Origin of the sequence: Streptomyces sp. NPDC060027 (genome assembly GCF_042737005.1) — a bacterium.
Taxonomy (GTDB): Bacteria; Actinomycetota; Actinomycetes; order Streptomycetales; family Streptomycetaceae; genus Streptomyces.
Map to the genome: position 1 here is coordinate 14,865 of NZ_JBHWVI010000002.1, position 19,360 is coordinate 34,224.

Annotated in this window: 16 protein-coding genes; 7 read left to right on the plus strand and 9 right to left on the minus strand. The window is 73.7% G+C overall.

Annotation, left to right across the window (positions count from 1 at the left end; translation table 11 throughout):
* Positions 1-85 precede the first annotated feature (85 nt).
* Positions 86-2,140: a HEAT repeat domain-containing protein gene (locus ACFWBT_RS00750; protein ID WP_385694115.1), complete on the plus strand. Its 2,055-nt coding sequence runs from the start codon at positions 86-88 to the stop codon at positions 2,138-2,140.
* A gap of 9 nt (positions 2,141-2,149) precedes the next feature.
* Here ACFWBT_RS00750 and ACFWBT_RS00755 read toward each other — a convergent pair whose 3' ends face one another.
* A complete protein-coding gene (locus ACFWBT_RS00755) occupies positions 2,150-2,728 on the minus strand; it encodes a hypothetical protein (protein WP_385694116.1) in 579 nt (192 codons plus the stop codon).
* Positions 2,729-2,997: 269 nt separating this feature from the next.
* On the opposite strand from ACFWBT_RS00755, the gene ACFWBT_RS00760 reads away from it, so the two are divergent.
* The 4 genes from ACFWBT_RS00760 to ACFWBT_RS00775 all read left to right on the plus strand — a co-directional run bounded on the left by ACFWBT_RS00760 (position 2,998) and on the right by ACFWBT_RS00775 (position 7,044).
* A complete protein-coding gene (locus ACFWBT_RS00760) occupies positions 2,998-4,083 on the plus strand; it encodes a WD40/YVTN/BNR-like repeat-containing protein (RefSeq protein WP_385694118.1) in 1,086 nt (361 codons plus the stop codon).
* A 139-nt stretch (positions 4,084-4,222) separates the two neighbouring features.
* Positions 4,223-4,900, plus strand: a complete 678-nt coding sequence (locus tag ACFWBT_RS00765; RefSeq protein ID WP_385694119.1) for a uracil-DNA glycosylase — start codon at positions 4,223-4,225, stop codon at positions 4,898-4,900.
* A complete protein-coding gene (locus ACFWBT_RS00770; protein ID WP_385694121.1) occupies positions 4,897-5,994 on the plus strand; it encodes an N-acetylglucosamine kinase in 1,098 nt (365 codons plus the stop codon). Before ACFWBT_RS00765 ends, ACFWBT_RS00770 begins: the two co-directional genes overlap by 4 nt.
* A 129-nt stretch (positions 5,995-6,123) precedes the next feature.
* Positions 6,124-7,044, plus strand: a complete 921-nt coding sequence (locus ACFWBT_RS00775; RefSeq protein WP_385694124.1) for a sirohydrochlorin chelatase — start codon at positions 6,124-6,126, stop codon at positions 7,042-7,044.
* Between the two features lie 132 nt (positions 7,045-7,176).
* Here the strand turns inward: ACFWBT_RS00775 and ACFWBT_RS00780 are convergent, their stop codons facing one another.
* The 3 genes from ACFWBT_RS00780 to ACFWBT_RS00790 all read right to left on the minus strand — a co-directional run bounded on the left by ACFWBT_RS00780 (position 7,177) and on the right by ACFWBT_RS00790 (position 11,786).
* Complete coding sequence (locus tag ACFWBT_RS00780) at positions 7,177-8,223, minus strand: lactonase family protein (protein ID WP_385694126.1); 1,047 nt, start codon at positions 8,221-8,223, stop codon at positions 7,177-7,179.
* 60 nt (positions 8,224-8,283) lie between these two features.
* Complete coding sequence (locus tag ACFWBT_RS00785) at positions 8,284-9,399, minus strand: nitric oxide synthase oxygenase (RefSeq protein WP_385694324.1); 1,116 nt, start codon at positions 9,397-9,399, stop codon at positions 8,284-8,286.
* 899 nt (positions 9,400-10,298) lie between these two features.
* Positions 10,299-11,786: an FUSC family protein gene (locus tag ACFWBT_RS00790; protein ID WP_385694128.1), complete on the minus strand. Its 1,488-nt coding sequence runs from the start codon at positions 11,784-11,786 to the stop codon at positions 10,299-10,301.
* 240 nt (positions 11,787-12,026) lie between these two features.
* Here ACFWBT_RS00790 and ACFWBT_RS00795 point away from each other — a divergent pair, with 240 nt between their 5' ends.
* Positions 12,027-12,503 carry an Lrp/AsnC family transcriptional regulator gene (locus tag ACFWBT_RS00795; RefSeq protein WP_356748406.1) on the plus strand — a complete coding sequence of 159 codons (477 nt, stop codon included), beginning with the start codon at positions 12,027-12,029 and terminating at the stop codon, positions 12,501-12,503.
* Between the two features lie 158 nt (positions 12,504-12,661).
* On the opposite strand, the gene ACFWBT_RS00800 is transcribed toward ACFWBT_RS00795, so the two are convergent.
* Genes ACFWBT_RS00800 through ACFWBT_RS00815 form a run of 4 tightly spaced genes read right to left on the minus strand, consistent with a single transcriptional unit; the run spans position 12,662 to position 17,550 of the window.
* Positions 12,662-13,858 (minus strand): XdhC family protein, encoded by a 1,197-nt coding sequence (locus ACFWBT_RS00800; RefSeq protein ID WP_385694131.1) that lies wholly within the window; start codon positions 13,856-13,858, stop codon positions 12,662-12,664.
* Positions 13,851-15,971, minus strand: coding sequence for a xanthine dehydrogenase family protein molybdopterin-binding subunit (locus ACFWBT_RS00805; RefSeq protein ID WP_385694133.1), 2,121 nt, complete (start codon positions 15,969-15,971; stop codon positions 13,851-13,853). The genes ACFWBT_RS00800 and ACFWBT_RS00805 overlap by 8 nt, the downstream gene beginning before the upstream one ends.
* Entirely contained in the window at positions 15,968-16,960 is a 993-nt protein-coding gene (locus ACFWBT_RS00810; protein ID WP_385694134.1) for an FAD binding domain-containing protein, read from the minus strand. The genes ACFWBT_RS00805 and ACFWBT_RS00810 overlap by 4 nt, the downstream gene beginning before the upstream one ends.
* Positions 16,957-17,550: a (2Fe-2S)-binding protein gene (locus tag ACFWBT_RS00815; protein WP_385694137.1), complete on the minus strand. Its 594-nt coding sequence runs from the start codon at positions 17,548-17,550 to the stop codon at positions 16,957-16,959. Before ACFWBT_RS00815 ends, ACFWBT_RS00810 begins: the two co-directional genes overlap by 4 nt.
* Before the next feature lie 396 nt (positions 17,551-17,946).
* Between ACFWBT_RS00815 and ACFWBT_RS00820 the strand changes: the two genes are divergently transcribed.
* Positions 17,947-18,612: a TetR/AcrR family transcriptional regulator gene (locus ACFWBT_RS00820; protein ID WP_385694139.1), complete on the plus strand. Its 666-nt coding sequence runs from the start codon at positions 17,947-17,949 to the stop codon at positions 18,610-18,612.
* 75 nt (positions 18,613-18,687) lie between these two features.
* Here ACFWBT_RS00820 and ACFWBT_RS00825 read toward each other — a convergent pair whose 3' ends face one another.
* Entirely contained in the window at positions 18,688-19,317 is a 630-nt protein-coding gene (locus ACFWBT_RS00825) for a dihydrofolate reductase family protein (RefSeq protein ID WP_385694142.1), read from the minus strand.
* Positions 19,318-19,360 lie beyond the last annotated feature (43 nt).

Here is a 19,360-nt window from a genome sequence, read left to right on the forward strand (position 1 = left end):
CCATCGACGCGGCCGCCGCCGGGCGTCACTGTCAGTGCTGTGGTGCACACTCACGATCAATGGCCGCACGCCTGGGGAGGACACCGTGTTCAGGGGGATCGACGAGGTCGACTGGGCCTCGATGGAGCATGCCTACGGAAATGCCGCGGACGTGCCGGTGCTGCTGCGGGGACTCGCCTCGCCGCGCCCCCAGGAGCGGGAGACCGCGCTCGACGGGATGTACGGGGCCGTGCACCACCAGGGCGATGTGTACGACTCGACACTGGCGTCCATCCCCTTCCTCTTCTCCCTCGCCACGCAGGGTGAACTCCCCGACCGGGGAGGGATCGTGGAGTTGCTCGCGAGCATCGGAGGAGCGGACTCCGGGGACGGTTTCGGGGAGCACGGCGAGGACGACGTCGTACCGGGCGAGGCCGCCGAGGACCACGAGGACGACAACCACGCGATGGCGCGCGCCGCGATCCGCGCGGGTGCCAGGGTCTTCCTGGACCTCGTCGCGGACGGTGACGCGGAGGTGCGCCGCGCCGTGCCGTCGGCGCTCGTCCGCTTCCACGACGAACCGCCGCGCGTGCTGGCCCTGTTGAGGGAGCGACTGGCGGACGAGACGGAGGACAGCGTTCGGCTGGCACTGGTCGAGAGCCTCGGGCTGTTCGCCCGGCTGCACGGCGAGTCCGCGGCCCCGGCGGTGGACCGCCTGGTGTCGCTGTGCGCCACCCCGCACGAACCGGGGCTGCGGCTCGCGGCACTGGGACAGCTCGCCTCGTGCGCCCCCGATCGCCTGCCCGCCGACCTCGTGCCCACTGTCATCGCCCTGCTCCACACCAGGTCGCAGCGCTTCCGGCGGTCCGTCGAGCCCACACGGACGTCCACCGACACCCTCATCGGCCGACTGCGCCGCATGCGCCCCGCCGACGAGGAGGGCGCGCAACTGCTCCGGACGCTCCACAAGGCGCTGGGCGCCCGCACCGCGGACCGGATCGCCCTGATCGAGGGACAGTTGAGCAGCCGGGACACGGCCGACCGGTGCAACGCCGTGTGGATGTCGGCGGGACTGTTCCGCGAGTGGCGTGCCGCGTACGAGGAGCCGGTCGCGTTGATCGGTGAGCAACTCGGTTCGGACGAGGAGCAGTTGCGCTACGCCGCGGTGTCCGTCCTGGAGTTCCTCTTCACCCTCGCGGCCCCGGCGGCCGACCGGCTCGCCGCTCTCGTGGAGTCGGACCCGGATTCCTGGGGGTGCGGTACGGCGACGCTGGGCCGTCCCCTCAAGGCCCTGGCCAGGTCCGGCGACCCGCGGGCGGTCCCGGCCCTCGCGGAGGTCCTGCGCCACCCGGTGGTGCCCAACGAGACCGGGTACACGATCGGCCATCTGGGCCCGGCCGCGGCGCCCCTGGCCCCGCTGCTGCGGGAGCGGCTGGGCGAGGTTCCCCTCGACAGCCCCGAGACGTACAGCCGGGCCGCGCCCCTGCTGTACGGGCTCGGCACACTGCGGTACGCCGCCGCCCTGCCGGAGGTGCTGCGGCTGCTGCACGGCACACCGCGCGAACTGCGGCTCCGGGACGCGCTGGTGAAGTCACTGGCCCGGGCGCTCGGCGCGTTCGGGGCGGGAGCGCGTGAGGCGATACCGGCGCTGCGGGAGTTGCTGGCCGGCGAGAGCGCCGCGGCGGCGGCCGACGCGCTCTGGTCCGTGGAGGCGGACGCGGAGGCGGTCCTGCCCCCGTTGTTGCGGGCGCTGGGCTCGGAGCGGGACACCGGTGGTCCCCGGGTGGCGGCCGAGGCCCTCGGCCGCATGGGGGCGTTCGCCGCACCCGCGCTCCCCGGACTGCGTGACCTGGCCGCTTCCGCCGAGGTGTGGGAGCGGACGGCCGCCGCGTGCGCCGTGTGGGACATCTCCGGTGATCCGCAACCCGTCCTGCCGGTGTTCCGTGCCGCCTGGCGCCAGAACCCGTACGTCCGGGGCATCGTCACCGCGTGTCTCGTCCGGATGGGCGCCGCCGGCGCACCCGTCCATGATCTGGTCCGCACGGAACTCGCCTCGCCTCGGCGGCACCGTGCCCGTTCCGGCGGCCACGGCAGCGACGACGTCCTGCAGGACGAACGGCTCCTGAGCGACTGCCGTGCGGCCGTGGACGCCACGTCCTGAACCGCCCGCTCAGCTCGTCATACGCCCCCACAGGGGTCCGACCCGCTCCCACTCCTCGTCCCACTGCTCCATGCGCAGCCGTTCCAGGCGGCCACGGAGGAGCCGCCCGACGGCGAAGGGGACGCCGGCCGCGCCCACACCCATCAGGACGCCGACCAGGGAGGCCCGCACCCGGGCCTCGGCTGCGGTGGTGGGTCTGGTGACCAGGCGGCCCTCGGGGTCGGTCCACACGGTGACCGGGGTGCCCGCCTGGGTGCCCGCGTAGACCCGTACCTGGCCCGAGCGGTGGGTGCCGTCCGGCGCGGTCCAGCGGACCTTCGCCCACACGACGCGGGCGCCGGACTCGGTCTCGCTCATGTCCGGCGCGTCCTCGGCCAGCCGGGCGGGAACGGCGTGCCACCGCACACGATCCAGCGCGAGGCCGTGCTCCACGGCCTGGGCCGCCGCCAGGCCCGTGACCGCTCCGCCGAGCACGGTGAACGCCCAGGCCGTGAGCATGATCCAGGCCTCCAGGGCATCGCTGCGCCGCCGCAGCGGGTTGCGCCGCCACCGCCACAGCCAGACCTTCGGACCACGGAATGCCGCCATCGGGCATCCTCCTCACCACCGCACGGACACGCCACATCCCCCTCCCTTACGCGCCCGCTCCCCGCGATGCTCACGCCGTGCCCGTCGGCTCGTCCGGCCCAGGGGCCACAGGGCCGCGCGGCCCGCCCGGCGCCGGGCACCGCGAACCCCTGCCGCCGACCGACGCGACCCGTCCGACCTGCGGAGACGCGTGTCCCGGAGGTGACTGTCAGTGCCGGGGTGCAGACTGGCCCGTATCGCAGACAACGACGTCGCGGAGGTGGCCTGCCATGGCCGACGTACTACTCACCGTAGGCACCCGCAAGGGCCTGTTCATCGGGCGACGGCGCGGTGGCGCCTGGGAGTTCGACGACCATCCCTACTTCAACGCCCAGGCCGTGTACTCGGCCGCGATCGACACCCGGGGCGACCGGCCGCGGCTGCTGGTCGGCGGGGACAGCGCGCACTGGGGCCCGTCCGTCTTCCACTCCGACGACCTGGGCCTGACGTGGACCGAACCGGCGCGGCCCGCCGTCAAATTCCCCAAGGACACGGGCGCCTCGCTGGAGCGGGTGTGGCAGTTGCACCCGGCGGCCGCCGAACCGGACGTGGTGTACGCGGGGACGGAACCGGCCGCGTTGTACCGCTCGGAGGACCGGGGCGAGTCCTTCGAGCTCGTCCGTCCCCTGTGGGAGCACCCCACCCGCTCGAAATGGGTCCCGGGCGGAGGCGGTGAGGGGCTGCACACCATCCTCACCGACGAGCGCGACCCGAGGGCCGTGACGGTCGCCGTCTCCACGGCCGGCGTCTTCCGCACCGACGACGGCGGCGCGAGCTGGGAGCCCGCCAACTCCGGTGTCTCCGCGGTGTTCCTGCCGGATCCGAACCCGGAGTTCGGGCAGTGCGTGCACAAGGTCGCGCGCGACTCGGCCAACCCGGACCGGCTCTATCTGCAGAACCACTGGGGTGTGTACCGCAGTGACGACGCGGGCGGGCAGTGGACCGACATCGGTGCGGGCCTGCCGTCCACGTTCGGGTTCGCGGCGGCGGCCCATCCGCACCGCGGCGACACGGCCTACCTCTTCCCGATCACCGCGGATTCGGACCGGGTCCCGGCCGACCGGCGGTGCCGCGTCTTCCGTACGGCGGACGCCGGCAAGAACTGGGAGGCGCTGACGGCGGGACTGCCCTCCGAGGACCACTACGGCACGGTGCTGCGCGACGCGCTGTGCACGGACGACGCGGACCCGGCGGGCGTGTACTTCGGCAATCGCAACGGCGAAGTGTACGCGTCGGCGGACGACGGCGACAGCTGGCAGCAGCTCGCCTCGCACCTGCCGGACGTCCTGTGCGTCCGCGCGGCGGTGGTGGCCTGAGAGCCGGAGGGTTCCAACGGCCCACCGCGGCAGGCGCCTTGTGCCGGGACGTCCGATGCGACGAGGAATCGGTCATTCTCGGTCGCGCGGCGGACACCGGTTTGATCTCCGCCGCGTGTACGGCAGTAGGGTGACGCCCGTGGCACCACGACCGTTGCATGAGATCGTCGAACCGGGCTGGGCGAAAGCCCTGGACCCCGTGGCCGGACGCATCGCCCAGATGGGCGACTTCCTGCGCGGGGAGATCACCGCGGGACGCACCTACCTACCGGCCGGGGCGAATGTCCTGCGGGCCTTCCAGCAGCCCTTCGACGAGGTGCGCGTCCTCATCGTCGGGCAGGACCCCTATCCGACCCCGGGACACGCGGTGGGGCTGTCGTTCTCGGTGGCCCCGGACGTGCGTCCGCTGCCTCCCAGCCTGATCAACATCTTCCGTGAGCTCAACACCGACCTCGGGGTGGCCCAGCCGTCCAACGGCGACCTCGCGCCCTGGACGAAGCAGGGCGTGCTGTTGCTCAACAGGGCGCTCACCACGGCTCCGCGCAACCCCGGGGCCCATCGTGGCAAGGGCTGGGAGGAAGTCACCGAACAGGCGATACGGGCGCTGGCCGCCCGCGGGCGGCCGCTGGTGTCGATCCTGTGGGGCCGGGACGCCCGCAATCTGCGTCCCCTGCTCGGCGATCTGCCCTCGGTGGAGTCCTCGCACCCCTCGCCCATGTCGGCCGACCGCGGCTTCTTCGGCTCACGCCCCTTCAGCCGCGCCAACGACCTGCTGACCAGGCAGGGAGCCGAGCCGGTGGACTGGCGCCTGCCGTGACCCGCGACGGCGTCCACGGCACGCGGCAGGGCGGTTCGGGCCCGTCCGCGGTGCTGGGCGTGGACTCCGGAGGTTCGGGACTGCGCGTGACTCTCGCCGCGCACCGGGTGGCGAGCGACGCCGGCTCCCCCGTGCGACAGGGTTCGACGCCCTCCGGTCCCCCGACGCCGCTGAGTGACCCCCTGACCTCCAAGGAGCCGGTCCGTACCGGTCCGCGCGGGATCTCGGCCGGGCATCTGCTGGATCAACTGCTGCCGATGGCGCGGCGGTTGATGACCGAGGCAGGCGTCGAGCAGCTCGGTGCCGTCGCCATCGGCGCGGCCGGTCTCGCCACGCTCGGTGACGAACTGCGGGCCGAGCTGCCGACGGCGCTGGAGCGTGAACTCGCGGTACGGCGACTCGCCCTGGCGGCCGACGCGGTGACCGCGTACACGGGCGCCCTCGGTCCGCGGGCCGGCGCGGTGATCGCCGCGGGCACCGGCCTGATCGCGATCGGTACCGACCTCGCTTCGTGGCGCAGGGCCGACGGGTGGGGCCATCTGCTCGGCGACTGCGGCGGCGGCGCGTGGATCGGCCGTGCGGGCCTGGAGGCGGCCCTGCGGGCGTTCGACGGCCGACCGGGCGGCTCGGCGGCGCTGCTGGCGCGGGCGGAGGAGGTGTTCGGGCCGATGCCGGGGCTGCCGGGCCGGCTGTACCCGCGCACCGACCGGCCCGCCGTGCTCGCCTCCTTCGCTCCGGAGGTGGCCTCCCTCGCCGGGAGAGATCCTGTGGCGGCGGACATCCTGCGGGCCGCCGCGGGGCACCTGGCCGAGTCGGCCGCCGCGGCCTGCCCGGTCGACGGCGAACCCCGTCTCGCGCTCACCGGGGGCCTGTTCAAGATGGGCGACCCGCTCCTCGTACCCCTGCGCGAGGAGTTGGCCGAGCGGCTGCCGCACGCCCGGCAGGTGCCGGCCGCGGGCGACCCGCTCGACGGCGCGCTCCGGATCGCCGCCGACCTGGCGGACGACAGGCTCGTACTGCCCCGGGACGAGCGGATGTTGTACGTGGCGACCGAAAGGCCGTATCCGGACACCAATGGCCGGATTTCGCCGTAGTCCCGACAAGCCCGCGAGTACTGACCATTTCTGATCCGTACGTAACTCATCAGACAAAAGCGGACGGATACCGCTCACCTGCACCCTCCCCGAACAGGGGAGCCCAGGAAGCCAGTAACATGCGGCGCCATGAGCTCCCCCACTGGGCCCGCGTCCGGCCTGCCAGTACGAATGCCGCGACCCCGCCAGCCCGGGCGGCACCGCCGTCCGGAACCCCTGGCGGCTCCCGAGGGCGCGCCCGCACTCGTCCTCGCGGTGCCGGGCACTCCCAGCGCCGCAACGCGCAGCCTCGCCGAGGAGGTCGTGAGCATCGCGCGCTCCGAGCTCCCCGGCCTCGACGCCCGCATCGGGTACCTGGACGGGGACGCCGAGTTCCCCACGCTGCAGTCCGTGCTGACCCACGCCGCCGAGGAGCGCACCGCGCGCTTCGAGCAGGCCCGCGCCGCCGGTTCCGACGTGACCGAGCCCGACGGCCCGGTCGGCATCGTTGTCCCGCTGCTCGCCGGTCCGGACAACGCGCTGCTGCGCCGGGTCCGCCAGGCGGTCATGGAGAGCCGCGTCGCGGCCGAACTGACCGATGTGCTCGGCCCGCACCCGCTGCTCGCCGAGGCCCTGCACGTGCGCCTGTCCGAGGCCGGTCTGGCCCGCGCGGACCGCGCCCGGCTGTTCACCGTGGCGACCGCCGCGGACGGCATCGTGCTCGCCACCGTCGGCGGCGAGGAGGCCGTGCAGGCGGCCGGGATCACCGGCATGCTGCTCGCCGCGCGGCTCGCCGTGCCGGTCATGGCGGCGGCGCTCGACGCGGAGGGCTCGATCGCGGCCATCGCCGAGCAGCTGCGCGGCTCGGGTTCGCAGAACCTCGCGCTCGCCCCGTACCTGATCGGTCCGGAGCTCGACGCGCGTCTGCTCGACGCGGCCGCCAAGGAAGCCGGCTGCAGCGCCGCCGAGGCTCTCGGCCCGTACCCGGCGATCGGCAAGCTCGCGCTCGCCCAGTACACGTCGGCGCTGGGCATCGCCCCGCCGCAGACCCAGGGGGCACCGGCCTTCTAGTCGGCCGGTACACCCGCAGGACCCGTACAACCCGCACATCGAAAAAAGGGCCCCGCTCCTGTGGCAGGAGGGGGCCCTTTCCCGTGGACGCGCGGCGCGCGGGGCGCACCGCGCGCGAACGTCCCGGCCGGGTCAGCCGAAGATCACGCAGGACGCCGCGGGTGCCTGGACCGAGCCGCCGCGGCGCGGCACGCCCGTGTCCGGGTCGACGGTGAACCAGGTCACGTCGCCGGAGCGCTCGTTCGCCGCGTACAGGAAGCGGCCCGAGGGGTCGAGGGCCAGCGCACGGGGCCAGACGCCGCCGCAGGGCACCGTGGCGACGAGCTTGAGCCCCTCGCCCACCGCGTCGGGCGTGAGCACGGAGACGACGTCCTGACCCCGGGTGGCGGTCCACACGAAGCGGCCGTCGGGCGAGACGACGATGCCCGAGGGGTACGCGTCGCCGTCCGGGACACCGGACAGCACCGGCGTCTCTCCGACGGGCCGCAGCGAGCCCTCGGCGGCGTCCCAGCGGCAGACGGTGACGGTCGGGGCGAGTTCGTTGAGGACGTAGGCGTGCTCGCCGCGCGGGTGGAAGACGAGATGGCGCGGCCCGGAGCCGGGGCGCAGGGCGATCTCGCGGTGCAGGGTGAGCGTTCCGCCGACCAGGGCGCACACCCGGACGGAGTCCGTGCCGAGGTCGACACTCACCGCCCAGCGGCCGGTGGGGTCGGGCTGCACCTGGTGAGCGTGCGGGCCCTGTTGCCGCGGCGTGTAGGGGCCGGAGCCGGTGTGTTGGAGCACGCTGGAGGCGGCGCCCGCCAGTCCGCCGCCGGGACGGATCGGCACGGCGGTGACGCTGCCGGAGCCGTAGTTGGCGGTCAGGACGTGTCCGTCGAAGACGCTGAGGTGAGTGGGGCCGCTGCCGCCGGTCCGGATCGGCGGACCGGTCAGCTCCGGCTTGTCGGCGTGCACGCGGTAGGCGGCCACCGCGCCTTCGGCCGTCTCGCTGACCGCGTACAGGACGTCGCGTGCGGGCGACAGCGCGAGGTACGAGGGGTCGGGGACGCCGTCGACCGCGCTCAGGACGGTGAGCGCGCCGCTGCCCGGATCCATCGCCGCGGTGAGGACGCCGAGGCCTCCCGCCGCCGTGAACGAGCCGATGAACGCCCGCTGTTGCGTCCTGCCGCCGTCTGTCACTGCTGTCCCCTCTCGGTCCCGCGTCCTCGGGGGCGACGGTAGCAGTCGGGGAGCTGCGGTCTAGACCAGACCAGACCGGGGTGGCGGGGCGGCCGGATCGGCGGGTCTCGGTGCCACGCCCCGCGCCCGGTCGAGGGCCTCCGGGTGGTGGACGTATGCCGGAGTCCGTTCGAGGGTCTCGAAGGTGCGGTGGAAGACCGGCGTGGCGCTGCCGGAGATCGGGGGCACGATCCAGGACCAGTCGGCGCCCACCGGGCGGCCCTTGCGCTCCTCACGTCCCAGGTGCGTCAGGAAGCGCCGGGACTCGGTGTGATGGTCGGTGACGGTGACGCCCGCGCGGTCGAAGGAGTGCAGGACGGAGCGGTTGAGCTCGACGAGGGCGCGGTCCTTCCACAGGGAGCGGTCGGTGCTGGTGTCGAGCCCGAGGCGTTCGGCGATGAACGGCAGGAGGTCGTAGCGGTCGGTGTCGGCGAGGTTGCGGGCGCCGATCTCCGTGCCCATGTACCAGCCGTTGAAGGGCGCGGCCGGGTAGCAGACGCCGCCGATCTCCAGGCACATGTTGGCGAGCGCGGGAACCGCGTGCCAGCGCAGCCCGAGCGCGTGCCACCAGGGGTGCTCGGGGTGCGTGAGCTCGACTTCGAGCACCGCGTCCTCGGGCAGCGCGAACCAGCGCGGCCCGGCGCCTGCGTCCTCGATCACCAGCGGCAGCACGTCGAAGGGTGTTCCGGGGCCGCCGGGCCACCCGAGCCCGCGGGCGGCCGCGGTGAGGCCGACGTTGCGCGGGTCGCCGGTCACACCGCCGTCGGGGCGTGCGTAGCCCGCGTACCGGATGAGCTGTTCGTTCCAGATCCTGGGGCCGGGGCGCTGCGGCGTGTCCGGCGCGAAGACCGTGATGAGCGCCCGGATACGGCCGTCGCGCGTGGCCTCCCGCAAGTGGTCCGCGGACGCCTCGGCGACCTCCTCCGCGTCCCGCACGTCCCGGCGGTCGCGCACGCTCAGCGAGTGCCAGTACAGCCGGCCGATACAGCGGTTGGCGTTGCGCCAGGCGACCCGCGCGCCGAAGACGAGCTCCCGCGTGGTGTGCCGGTACGTGCCCGTGTCCGCGATCTCCGCGCGGACGGCGGCGATCCGCCGGGCCGGATTCCCCAGGCGCTCCTCGATGTGGTGGAGCGTGATGAACTCGGCGGCGGCGCCGGGGAGGTCGCGGGGGCTCGCTTCCGGAGCGCGTGGGGGCGGGAGCGGGGCCGAGCCCGGTGCGTTCCGGGCGGGACCGGTCCGTCGGGTGCCGGCCCGCGGGTCCGGCCCGTTCCGGCCGGTGTCCGGGGCGGGCCGGGTCAGGGCCTCGGCCGCGGCTCCCCCGGCGGTCAGCCGCCCCCGGAGCCCCGGGATCGGGGTGGCGCCCCGGTCGGGCCGTAACCGTGCCAGGGCGTCGACCTGCGCGGAGAGGGCGCGGAGCGCCGCGGCGGCCTCCCCGAGGCGGGCGTCGGCCGGAGGCGCGGGCAGGGACACGTCGTCCGCCCGGGCCTCCGGGATCTCGTGCAGGGCACGGGACCGCCCAGGGTCCCCGCAACGGTCGGCCGGGGCGTCGGGCGCGTACGGGTCGTGAGGCTCCGTGGCGTCCGTACGGCGGCCGTCACGAGCTTCGCGGGCGTTTGCCGGGCCGTCGGCGGCGGGCGTCGTCGCGAGGCCCTCCAGCGGGCGTCCGGGCCACCGTTCAGGATCTTCGCCGTCGTACTCGTCACCGTGCCGTATCCGGTCCAGCCAGCCGCCCGGACCGGCGCCTCCGGGGGCCGGGCACGCCAGGTCCGCGGTGTCGGTGGTGCGCTCTTCCGTGGTTCTGCGCGGGAAATCGCGCATGGTGCCGCCCCCAAGAGTTCCGCCCGCGGGCCGCTCCCGCCCGGGTCCGCGGAGTCCGTGCGTCCGATAGCCGCGGAGTTACCCGGCGGGTGCGGTGATCCACCCTGTAGATGGCCGGTAAATCTGCCTCATTCCGGGCGTCTGTGTCCACAGACACAGGAATGCCGTGGAGCGGAACGGACGGCGGCCCGGCGCCTCGGGAAGCGGCCCGAGGGACCTCAGGCGGCGATGACCTGCGAGCCGCGCAGCGGTGTCGCCAGTTCGACGAGCGCCTGTTCCAGACCGTGCAGGTGGACGAGCGCCTGCTCGGCACCGGGGTGGTGGCCCGGGGCGCCGTGGTGGGCGGTCAGGGCGCCTCCCGGTACGGCGCCGACCAGGGACTCCATCGCCGTCTCGACGCGTCCGCAGGCCGCCGTGAGGCGAGCGTCGTGCGAGGCCTCCGGGTCGGCGGCGACAGCGGCGAGACCCCGTACCTCGCGCGCGCAGTCGTCGAGCAGGGCGAGGATCGCGCGGGCCCTCGCCTTGCGTTCCCGCATCGGGTTGAGCGGATGCACCAGGGGCGCGAGAGCCATCCGTACGCGCCCCAGAAGTGCTTCGAGCTCCCCCGCGCGCGGCGCCGGGTCCGCCTGGGCGTCGCCCGCGAGGCGCCGGGCCGCCGCCGCGGTGCAGCCGTGCACCGCGTGCAGGGCGCGCTCGATCCACCGGTCGGTGACCGTGTGAGTGGTGATGGGCAGGACCAGCGCGACGGCGAGCGCGGCACCGAGCGCGCCGACGCCGGTCTCGGCGAGCCGGAGGGCCAGCAGTCCGGGGTGCAGCACGCCGAGCAGCCCGTAGAGCGAGCCCGCCATGACGGTGACGAAGAACATCATCCAGCTGTACGAGGGCGCGGCCGTGTAGAAGATCCCGAAGACACACACCGCGACGAGGGCGGCGGTGGGCGCCGGGGCGCCGTGCAGCGGTACGGCGATCAGCAGCCCGGCGACGATCCCGGTGACCGTGCCGACCACGCGCCGGAATCCGCGGACGAGCGTCTCGCCGCGCGAGGCCGTGTTCACGAAGATCCACCACGCGGTGCCGACGGCCCAGTACCAGCGGTCGTGCGAGAGCAGCTGGCCCGCGGTGAGCGCGAAGGCGCACGCCGCGGTCGCCTGGAAGGCCTGGCGGGTGGCGGGGCGCGCCAGCCCGCGTCCGTCCAGCGGCAGCGGCGCCGCGGGCAGGGGGCTGCGCCGCTCGATGCACCAGGCACCGAAGCGCACCACCGAGGACGCCGCGAGCGACAGCGCGACGGCGGCGTACAACTGCGCGAGCTGGCCGGGCACGGCGTGCAGGAACTGGGTGGTGAAGAACATCATGAACGCGAAGATGCCGAGCGCGTGCCCGCGCGGGCCGAAGCGGCGGGCGTACACCCCGCAGAAGACGACGGCGAGCCAGGTCGCGTCCCGCAGTGTCGGCACCCCGTGCAGGGCCGTCGCGGCCGCGAGGACCGGGAAGCCGACCACCGGCAGCAGCGCGGTGGTTCCCGCCTGGCCGCGCACCGTCGGGTCGCCGACGGTGAACAGGGCGAGGAGCGCCGCGAGCCCGCCGGTGATCGACGCGGGGAGCGAGAGCCCGGCCAGTTGGCACAGGGTCACCGCCAGGCCGATACCGAGGACCGCCCGGAGCGAGACCCGCAGCCGGACCAGTCCCGGATCCGGAGCCATGAACATCTTCTTCACCGTCGGCGGCCCGCCCCCACTTCGCACTTCAGATCAGGTTCGGCATGCGCAGCGCACATGCGAAAGGCGCCGCGGGTCCGGTACGGCGTCCTTGCCGTCCGGCGCTGCGCAGCGCCATGAATACGCACAAGGTAAGCAGCAGCCTGGAACTGGCTCAACCGGCACGATTCCTGCTGGGCCATTGGTACAGTTGAAGCTGATCATTATCGGCCACAGGGAGGCCAACGGACCATGGCCGTGGACGAGCTCGACACCCGCATCCTGCGGCTGCTCCTGGAGCAGCCGCGCACCAGCGTCCGCGAATACGCCCGCATTCTCGGCGTCGCCCGCGGCACGCTCCAGGCCCGCCTCGACCGGCTGGAGAGGGACGGGGTGATCACCGGGACGGGGCCGTCACTGTCCCCCGCGGCCCTCGGCCACCCCGTGCTCGCCTTCGTGCACATCGAGGTCACGCAGGGCCATCTCGACGACGTCGGCGACGCGCTCGCCGCCGTACCGGAGATCATCGAGGCGTTCTCGATCACCGGCGGGGGCGATCTGATCGCCCGGGTCGCGGCGCGCGACAACGCCCACCTGGAGGATGTGATCCAGGCACTGATCAGCCTGCCCGGTGTGGTCCGCACCCGGACCGAGGTGACACTGCGCGAGCGCGTCCCGCACCGGTTGCTGCCGCTGGTGGAGTCGATCGGGCGGGCCGCGAAGAGCTGACTCCCGCCGGCGCGGAACGTTCCCGGCGTCACCGACTTCACCTGGGCCGAGCACGAGCGGTACGTCGGCATCAGCACCCAGGCGACGATCGCGCTCTGGAAGGAGCGCTACGGTCTGACGGCCCGGCTCGGCACCCTGCTCGCCGAGAAGAACCGCCGCTATCTGGAGCCGGCCCGCGCCTGCACGCCGGTGTACCCGGAGATGCGGACGTTCGTGGAACTGCCGGCCTCCGCCGCCGTCGTCGTTCCCGCCCGGTCGTGGTGGATCGGCGTTCCTGACCCGGTCAGCGGTATCCCCGTTCCGCCTCGCCCGGCCGCGACGATCTCGGCCGCGATGGACAGGGCCGTCTCTTCGGGAGTACGGGCACCGAGGTCGAGGCCGATCGGGGACCGCAGCCGGGCCAACTCAGCCTCGGTGAGGCCTACTTCGCGCAGGCGTCGGTCGCGGTCCCGGTGGGTGCGGCGCGAGCCCATGGCGCCGACGAACGCGACCGGAAGCCGCAACGCCACCTCCAGCAGCGGGACATCGAACTTCGCGTCGTGCGTGAGCACGCACACCACGGTGCGGTGGTCGGTCCCGGTGCGCCGGAGGTAGCGGTGCGGCCAGTCGACCACGACCTCGTCCGCCTCCGGGAAGCGATCGCGCGTGGCGAAGACGGGACGGGCGTCGCAGACCGTCACGTGGTAGCCGAGGAACGTGCCCGTCCGCACCAGCGCGGCCGCGAAGTCCACCGCCCCGAACACGATCATCCGGGGCGGCGCCACGCTCGACTCGACGAACAGCGTCACCCCGCCGGGGCAGCGGGAACCGTCCTCCGCGATCTCGACCGTGCCGGTGCGCCCCGCGTCGAGCATCGCCCGCGCCTCCCGGGCCGCGCTCCGGTCCAGCTCCGCACCGCCGCCCAGATCACCGTCGTACGACCCGTCGGCACGCAACAGCATGGCTCCGCCCAGCAGTTCGGCCGGACCCCCGGCCACCCGGGCGAGCGCGACCGCGTCTCCCCGGACCACCGCCGCCGGCCACTTCGCGAGCACCGGCGCGCCGGCGCGCACCGGCGTGACCAGCACGTCGATGACCCCGCCGCAGGTGAGGCCGACCGCGAAGGCGTCCTCGTCGCTGTACCCGAACCGCTCCAGCACCGTCCTGCCGTCCTGGAGCGCCCGCACGCACAGCTCGTACACCGCGCCCTCCACGCAACCGCCGGAGACCGAGCCGACGGCCGCTCCCCCGGCGTCCACCGCGAGCGCGGCGCCGGGCGGGCGCGGCGCGCTGCCCCCGACAGCGACCACCGTGGCCACCGCGAAGTCCCGGCCCTCCTCGATCCACCGGTTCAGCTCGCGGGCGATGTCAAGCATGTCCGCCCGCACCCGCCGTCAGCACCCGGTCGGGCCGGATCGGCAGGGTCCGGTGGCGTACGCCGGTCGCGTGCCAGACCGCGTTGGCGATCGCGGCGGCCGCTCCCACGACCCCGATCTCGCCGATGCCCTTGATGCCGATCGGGTCGTGCGGGTCGGGGTCGTCCAGCCAGTCCACCTCGATGGCGGGCACGTCGGCGTGCGCGGAGAAGTGGTAGCCGGCCAGGTCGGCGCCGACATGCCCGCCGGAGGCCTGGTCACGGATCGCCTCCTCGTGCAGGGCCATGGACAGCCCCCAGGTCATGCCACCGATGAACTGCCCGCGCGCGGTCAGCGGGTTGACGATCCGGCCCGCCGAGAAGATGCCGAGCATCCGCCGCACGCGCACCTCCCCGCTGGTGACGTCGACCGCCACCTCGGCGAACTGGGCCCCGAAGGTGTGCCGTTCCATGTTCGGAAGCGCGCCCACGGCGGCCGAGGTGTCCGACCGCACGGTGATCCCCTCGGGCGGGACGGCCCCGCCCGGCACCAGCCGGTCCCGCAGTTCGCGCGCCGCGGCGATGATCGCCCAGGACCAGGAGCGGGTGCCCATCGAGCCACCGGCGATGATGGCGGACCCGAACTCGCTGTCCCCGATGCGCATCCGGACGCGGTCCGGTGACACCTCCAACGCGTCCGCGGCGACCAGGGTCAGCGCGGTCCGCGCACCCGTCCCGATGTCCATCGCGGTGATCCGTACGGTGAACGTGCCGTCCGCCTCCGCCGTCACGGCCGCCGTCGAGGGCGCCGACAGGGTCGGGAACGCCGCGGCGGCCGTGCCGGTGCCGAGCAGCCGGCGGCCCTCGCGGCGAACACCCGGCCGCGGGTCGCGGTCCGCCCAGCCGAACCGGCGGGCGCCCTCCTCGAAGCAGCCACGGAGATTGCGGCTGCTGAACGGCAGTCCGGACAGCGGACCCACGGCCGCTTCGTTGCGCAGACGCAGGGCGATCGGGTCGACGCCGCACTTCTCGGCGAGTTCGTCGAGCGCCGACTCCAGGGCGAACGACCCCGGCGCCTCGCCCGGCGCGCGCATCCAGGTCGGGGTCGGAACGTCGAGCGCGACCACCCGGGTCACGGTGCGGTGGGCGTCAGCGTCGTACAGCGGACGCCCGAAGTCGGCGCTGCGCTCGACGAATTCGTGCACGGTCGAGGTGAGGCACTCCGCCTCGTGATCGAGCACGCGCAGTCGTCCGTCGGGGTCGGCACCCAGCCTGACGCGCTGCGCCGTGGGGCTGCGGTAGCCGACGAGCGAGAACATCTGGCGTCGGGTCAGTACGACACGGACCGGGCGGCGCAGGACCGACGCCGCCATGACCGCGAGCACCGCGTGCGGCCGGGTCCCCTTGGACCCGAAGCCGCCGCCGATGTGCTCGGACCGCACCCGCACCGACTCCGGGTCGAGCGAGAACAGCTTGGCGAGTTCGTCCGCCACCCACCCGCTGCCCTGGTTGGAGTCGATCACATCGAGCCGGCCGCCGTCCCAGCGGGCGGTCGCGGCGTGCGGTTCCATCGGGTTGTGGTGCTCTTCGGGGGTGCTGTACCGGGCGTCCACCACGACCGCGGACGCGGCGAGTTCGGCCGCCGCGTCGCCCTTGCCCTCCTCGGCGCTCTCCGGTGTGTACATCCCGGGGCGCCCGGCGAAGAACGCGACATCGTGCGGCTCCTCGTCGTACCGGACGACCAGCGCCTCGGCCGCTTCCCTGGCCTGCTCGGGCGTCTCGGCGACGACCAGCGCCACCGGCCGGCCGACGAAGGGCACCCGGTCGTGCTGAAGGAGCTGAAGCCCGGGGTCGGGCGGACCGAACAGGGTCATGTAGTCGCTCTCCAGCCGGGGCGCGTTCCCGTGGTGCAGGACGGCGAGCACTCCGGGCATGGCAAGCACGGGCGCGTCCTCCACGGACCGGATGCGGCCGCGCGCGATCGTGGACAACACGATCCATCCGTGGGCGAGTTCGGGGTGCGGAACCTCTCCGGCGTAGCGTGCCGATCCGGTGACCTTGGCGACGCCCTCCACCCGTGTGCGCGCCGAGCCGACCGCCTTCGTCACCGTCACGCTGTCGGTGGTGGTACTCATCGTGAGGCCTCCTCGGCCAGTTCGGACAGCACGGCGACGACGAGGTTCCGCATCAGCTGGACCTTGTAGCCGTTGTGCGGCAGCGGTTCCGCGGCCGCCAGTTCGGCGTCCGCGGCGGCGGCGAAGGCTTCGGCACCCACCGGGCCGCCGAGCAGGGCCCGTTCCGCCTCCCGGGCCCGCCACGGCCGGGACGCCACGGCCCCGAAGGCCAGCCGCACGTCGTGCACGACACCGTCCCGGACGTCGAGCGCGGCGGCGATCGAGCCGATGGCGAAGGCGTACGAGGCGCGCTCGCGCACCTTCCGGTAGCGGGACCGGGCGGCGAGGGGGGCGGGCGGAAGGGTGACGGCGGTGATCAGGGCGCCGGGCGGCAGCGCGGTCTCCCGGTCCGGGGTGTCACCGACGGGCCGGTAGAGGTCGGCCAGCGGCAACTCGCCTGTGCCGGAGGCCGTTTCGTACGAGACGACCGCGTCGAACGCGATGAGCGCGACCGCCATGTCGGAGGGATGGGTCGCCACGCAGTGTGCGGAGGCGCCGAGGATCGCGTGGTTGTGGTGCTCACCCGCGACGGCCGGGCAACCACTCCCGGGTTCCCTCTTGTTGCACGGCTTCGACAGGTCGGTGAAGTAGCCGCACCGGGTGCGCTGGAGCAGATTCCCGCCGACCGTCGCCATGTTGCGCAACTGCCCCGAGGCGCCCGCCAGCACGGCCTGCGCCAACGCCGGGTGGTGACGGCGCACTTCGGGATGGGCCGCGAGGTCGCTGTTGGTGACGGTCGCTCCGATCCGCAGCCCGGTCGCCGGAGTGAAGTCGATCCGGTCCAGGGGCAGTTCGCGGACGTCCACCAGCCTGGCCGGTCGCTCAACCCCGGCCTTCATCAGGTCGACGAGATTGGTGCCGCCGCCGAGGAAGCGCGCGTCGGGGTCGTCGGCGAGCAGGGCGACCGCGCCGGAGACGTCGACGGCGCGCTCATAGCCGAACTCCCTCATACGGCGCGCTCCTCGATGACCTCGGCCTGCGGCTCGACGGCGCCCTCGACCCGCGACTCGGCAGCCCGCGCGACGGCCTCGACGATCGACACGTAGGCGCCGCAGCGGCAGAGGTTGCCGCTCATGCGCTCCCGGATCTCCTCGGCGCCGAGGGGCGGTGGTCCTGCTTCCGGCCGGACGTCGGGGGTCACGGCGCTCGGCCAGCCGGCCGCGTGCTCCGCGAGCGCCCCGAGGGCCGAACAGATCTGCCCCGGGGTGCAGTAGCCGCACTGATAGCCGTCGAGGTCGAGGAAGGCCTGTTGCACCGGATGCAGGCGGTCCCCGTCCGCCACGCCTTCGATGGTGGTGATCGCCCGCCCTTCGGCGGCCACGGCGAGTTGCAGACAGGACACCGCCCGGCGCCCGTCGATCAGCACCGTGCAGGCACCGCATTGACCCTGGTCGCAGCCCTTCTTGGTGCCGGTGAGATCGAGCCGTTCGCGCAGTGCGTCGAGCAGGGTGGTGCGGTGGTCGACCGGCAGCGTGTACTTCTCGCCGTTGATGTGCAAGGTGATGGCGCTGGACGTCGTCGGGGCCGTCGATGGGGCCATGGTCAGCCTTCTTTCGCGTGTGGGGCGCACGTCGAAGTCGCCTGTGGGGCGCACGTCGAGGCGTCTGTGCGGTGCGCGTCGAGTCGCCTGTGCCGTGCTCACCTGCGCGGTGCGCGTCGAAGTCGTCGAAGTCGTCGAAGAGAGAACCGGACTCGTACGGGAGCGTCGAGGGCGTACAAGAAATCGAGAGGTCGCGGCCGGAATCCGCCGGGTGCGCGAGAATGCCGGTCGGCGACAGGTTCCGGCCATCCGCACGGAGCGGGTCAGCCACTAGAGTGGGCTCTAAGCGGACAGCTGTCCACTATCGACGAACCTAGCGGACAGGTGTCCGGTTAGCAAGGGCGGTCCGGCCGTGGCCCCGGAAGGAATCCGGCCGTCGTTCCGGAAGGAGTACGCGTGCACCCCAGCAAGGACGCACCGGCGGGCTCGGGCACGCCCGCACGTCCGGACGGCCCCCTGCGCTCGGACGCGCAGCGCAACCGTGAGCGCATCCTGGCCGTGGCCCTGGCGGAGCTGACCCGCTCGGCGGACACACCGCTGAGCGCGATCGCGAAGAAGGCGGGGGTCGGACAGGGGACCTTCTACCGCAACTTCCCCCATCGCGAGGCCCTCGTCCTGGAGGTCTACCGCTACGAGGTGCAGCAGGTCGCCGACACGGCGCCGCACCTGCTCGCCACCCGCGCACCGGATCAGGCGCTGCGGGAGTGGATGGACCGTCTCGCGCAGTACGCCATGGCCAAGGCGGGCCTGGCCGAAGCGCTGCGGTCGGCCACCAGCACACCGCGGGGCACGCTCACGAAGCTGGGACACGGGCCGATGAGTTCGGCCGTCGCGCTCCTGCTGAAGGCCAACGAGGACGCGGGCACGATCCGGCCCGGGGTGACCCCGGACGACTTCTTGCTCGCCATCGCCGGACTCTGGCAGCTCGACCCCCACGGGGACTGGCAGGCGCGCGCCCGGCGCCTGCTCGACCTGGTGATGGACGGCCTGCGGGTGGGCGCCCCCGGACCGGACGCCCCGACACAGGAGACCGGACCGGGCACCCCCGAGCAGGAGAGCTGAGCCTGGACGCACGGGGGCGGGTTCACGGGCGGGACCCGGGCCGGACCCGGGGCGCCCCGTGACGGTCAGCGGCGGTCAGCGACGGACCAGCCGGGCGTGCGTGGCGGTCGGCGATCCGACCAGCTCGGCGACCCGGTAGCCGTCGATCCCGTCACCGAGGTTGTCGAACAGGCGCTCGCCCCGGCCCAGGAGCCGCGGGACGATGGCCAGGTGCAGTTCGTCGATCAGCCCGGCGCGCAGATACTGCTGGACGGTGGCCGGTCCCCCGCCGAGCCGGACGTCCTTGCCCGCCGCCGCCTCGAAGGCCCGGGCGAGGACCGTCTCGGGGGGCTCGTCGGTGAAATGGAAGGTCGTTCCGCCCTCCATGGCCACCGAGGGCCGCAGGTGGTGCGTGTGCACGAACACGTCGTTGTGGTACGGAGGGTTGGGGCCCCACCAGCCCGTCCACGACTCGTCCTCCCACGGTCCGCGCTGGGGCCCGAACATATTGCGGCCCATGATCGTGGCGCCGATGTTCTCCTCACCGCGCCCCACGTACTCGACGTCGATTCCCCCCTTCCCGTCGGCCAGGTCACGCATGGCGGCGAACATCCATTCGTGCATCCCCTCGAAGCCCTCGCCGAGCGGGTGCTCCAGACGCTGACGGGGACCGGCCGCGTAGCCGTCCACCGAGACCGTGATGTTGTGTACGCGCAGCTCGGGCATGACCGGTGCTCCTCGGGTCCGTGGTTTCCGTTCTCACCCATGC

Excerpts from the sequence above, each read along its gene's own strand:
- ACFWBT_RS00755 (WP_385694116.1), bottom strand. The coding sequence starts at position 2,728 with ATGGCGGCATTCCGTGGTCCGAAGGTCTGGCTGTGGCGGTGGCGGCGC.
- ACFWBT_RS00760 (WP_385694118.1), top strand. The coding sequence starts at position 2,998 with ATGGCCGACGTACTACTCACCGTAGGCACCCGCAAGGGCCTGTTCATC.
- ACFWBT_RS00775 (WP_385694124.1), top strand. The coding sequence starts at position 6,124 with ATGAGCTCCCCCACTGGGCCCGCGTCCGGCCTGCCAGTACGAATGCCG.
- ACFWBT_RS00790 (WP_385694128.1), bottom strand. The coding sequence starts at position 11,786 with ATGTTCATGGCTCCGGATCCGGGACTGGTCCGGCTGCGGGTCTCGCTC.
- ACFWBT_RS00795 (WP_356748406.1), top strand. The coding sequence starts at position 12,027 with ATGGCCGTGGACGAGCTCGACACCCGCATCCTGCGGCTGCTCCTGGAG.
- ACFWBT_RS00800 (WP_385694131.1), bottom strand. The coding sequence starts at position 13,858 with ATGCTTGACATCGCCCGCGAGCTGAACCGGTGGATCGAGGAGGGCCGG.
- ACFWBT_RS00805 (WP_385694133.1), bottom strand. The coding sequence starts at position 15,971 with ATGAGTACCACCACCGACAGCGTGACGGTGACGAAGGCGGTCGGCTCG.
- ACFWBT_RS00810 (WP_385694134.1), bottom strand. The coding sequence starts at position 16,960 with ATGAGGGAGTTCGGCTATGAGCGCGCCGTCGACGTCTCCGGCGCGGTC.
- ACFWBT_RS00815 (WP_385694137.1), bottom strand. The coding sequence starts at position 17,550 with ATGGCCCCATCGACGGCCCCGACGACGTCCAGCGCCATCACCTTGCAC.
- ACFWBT_RS00825 (WP_385694142.1), bottom strand. The coding sequence starts at position 19,317 with ATGCCCGAGCTGCGCGTACACAACATCACGGTCTCGGTGGACGGCTAC.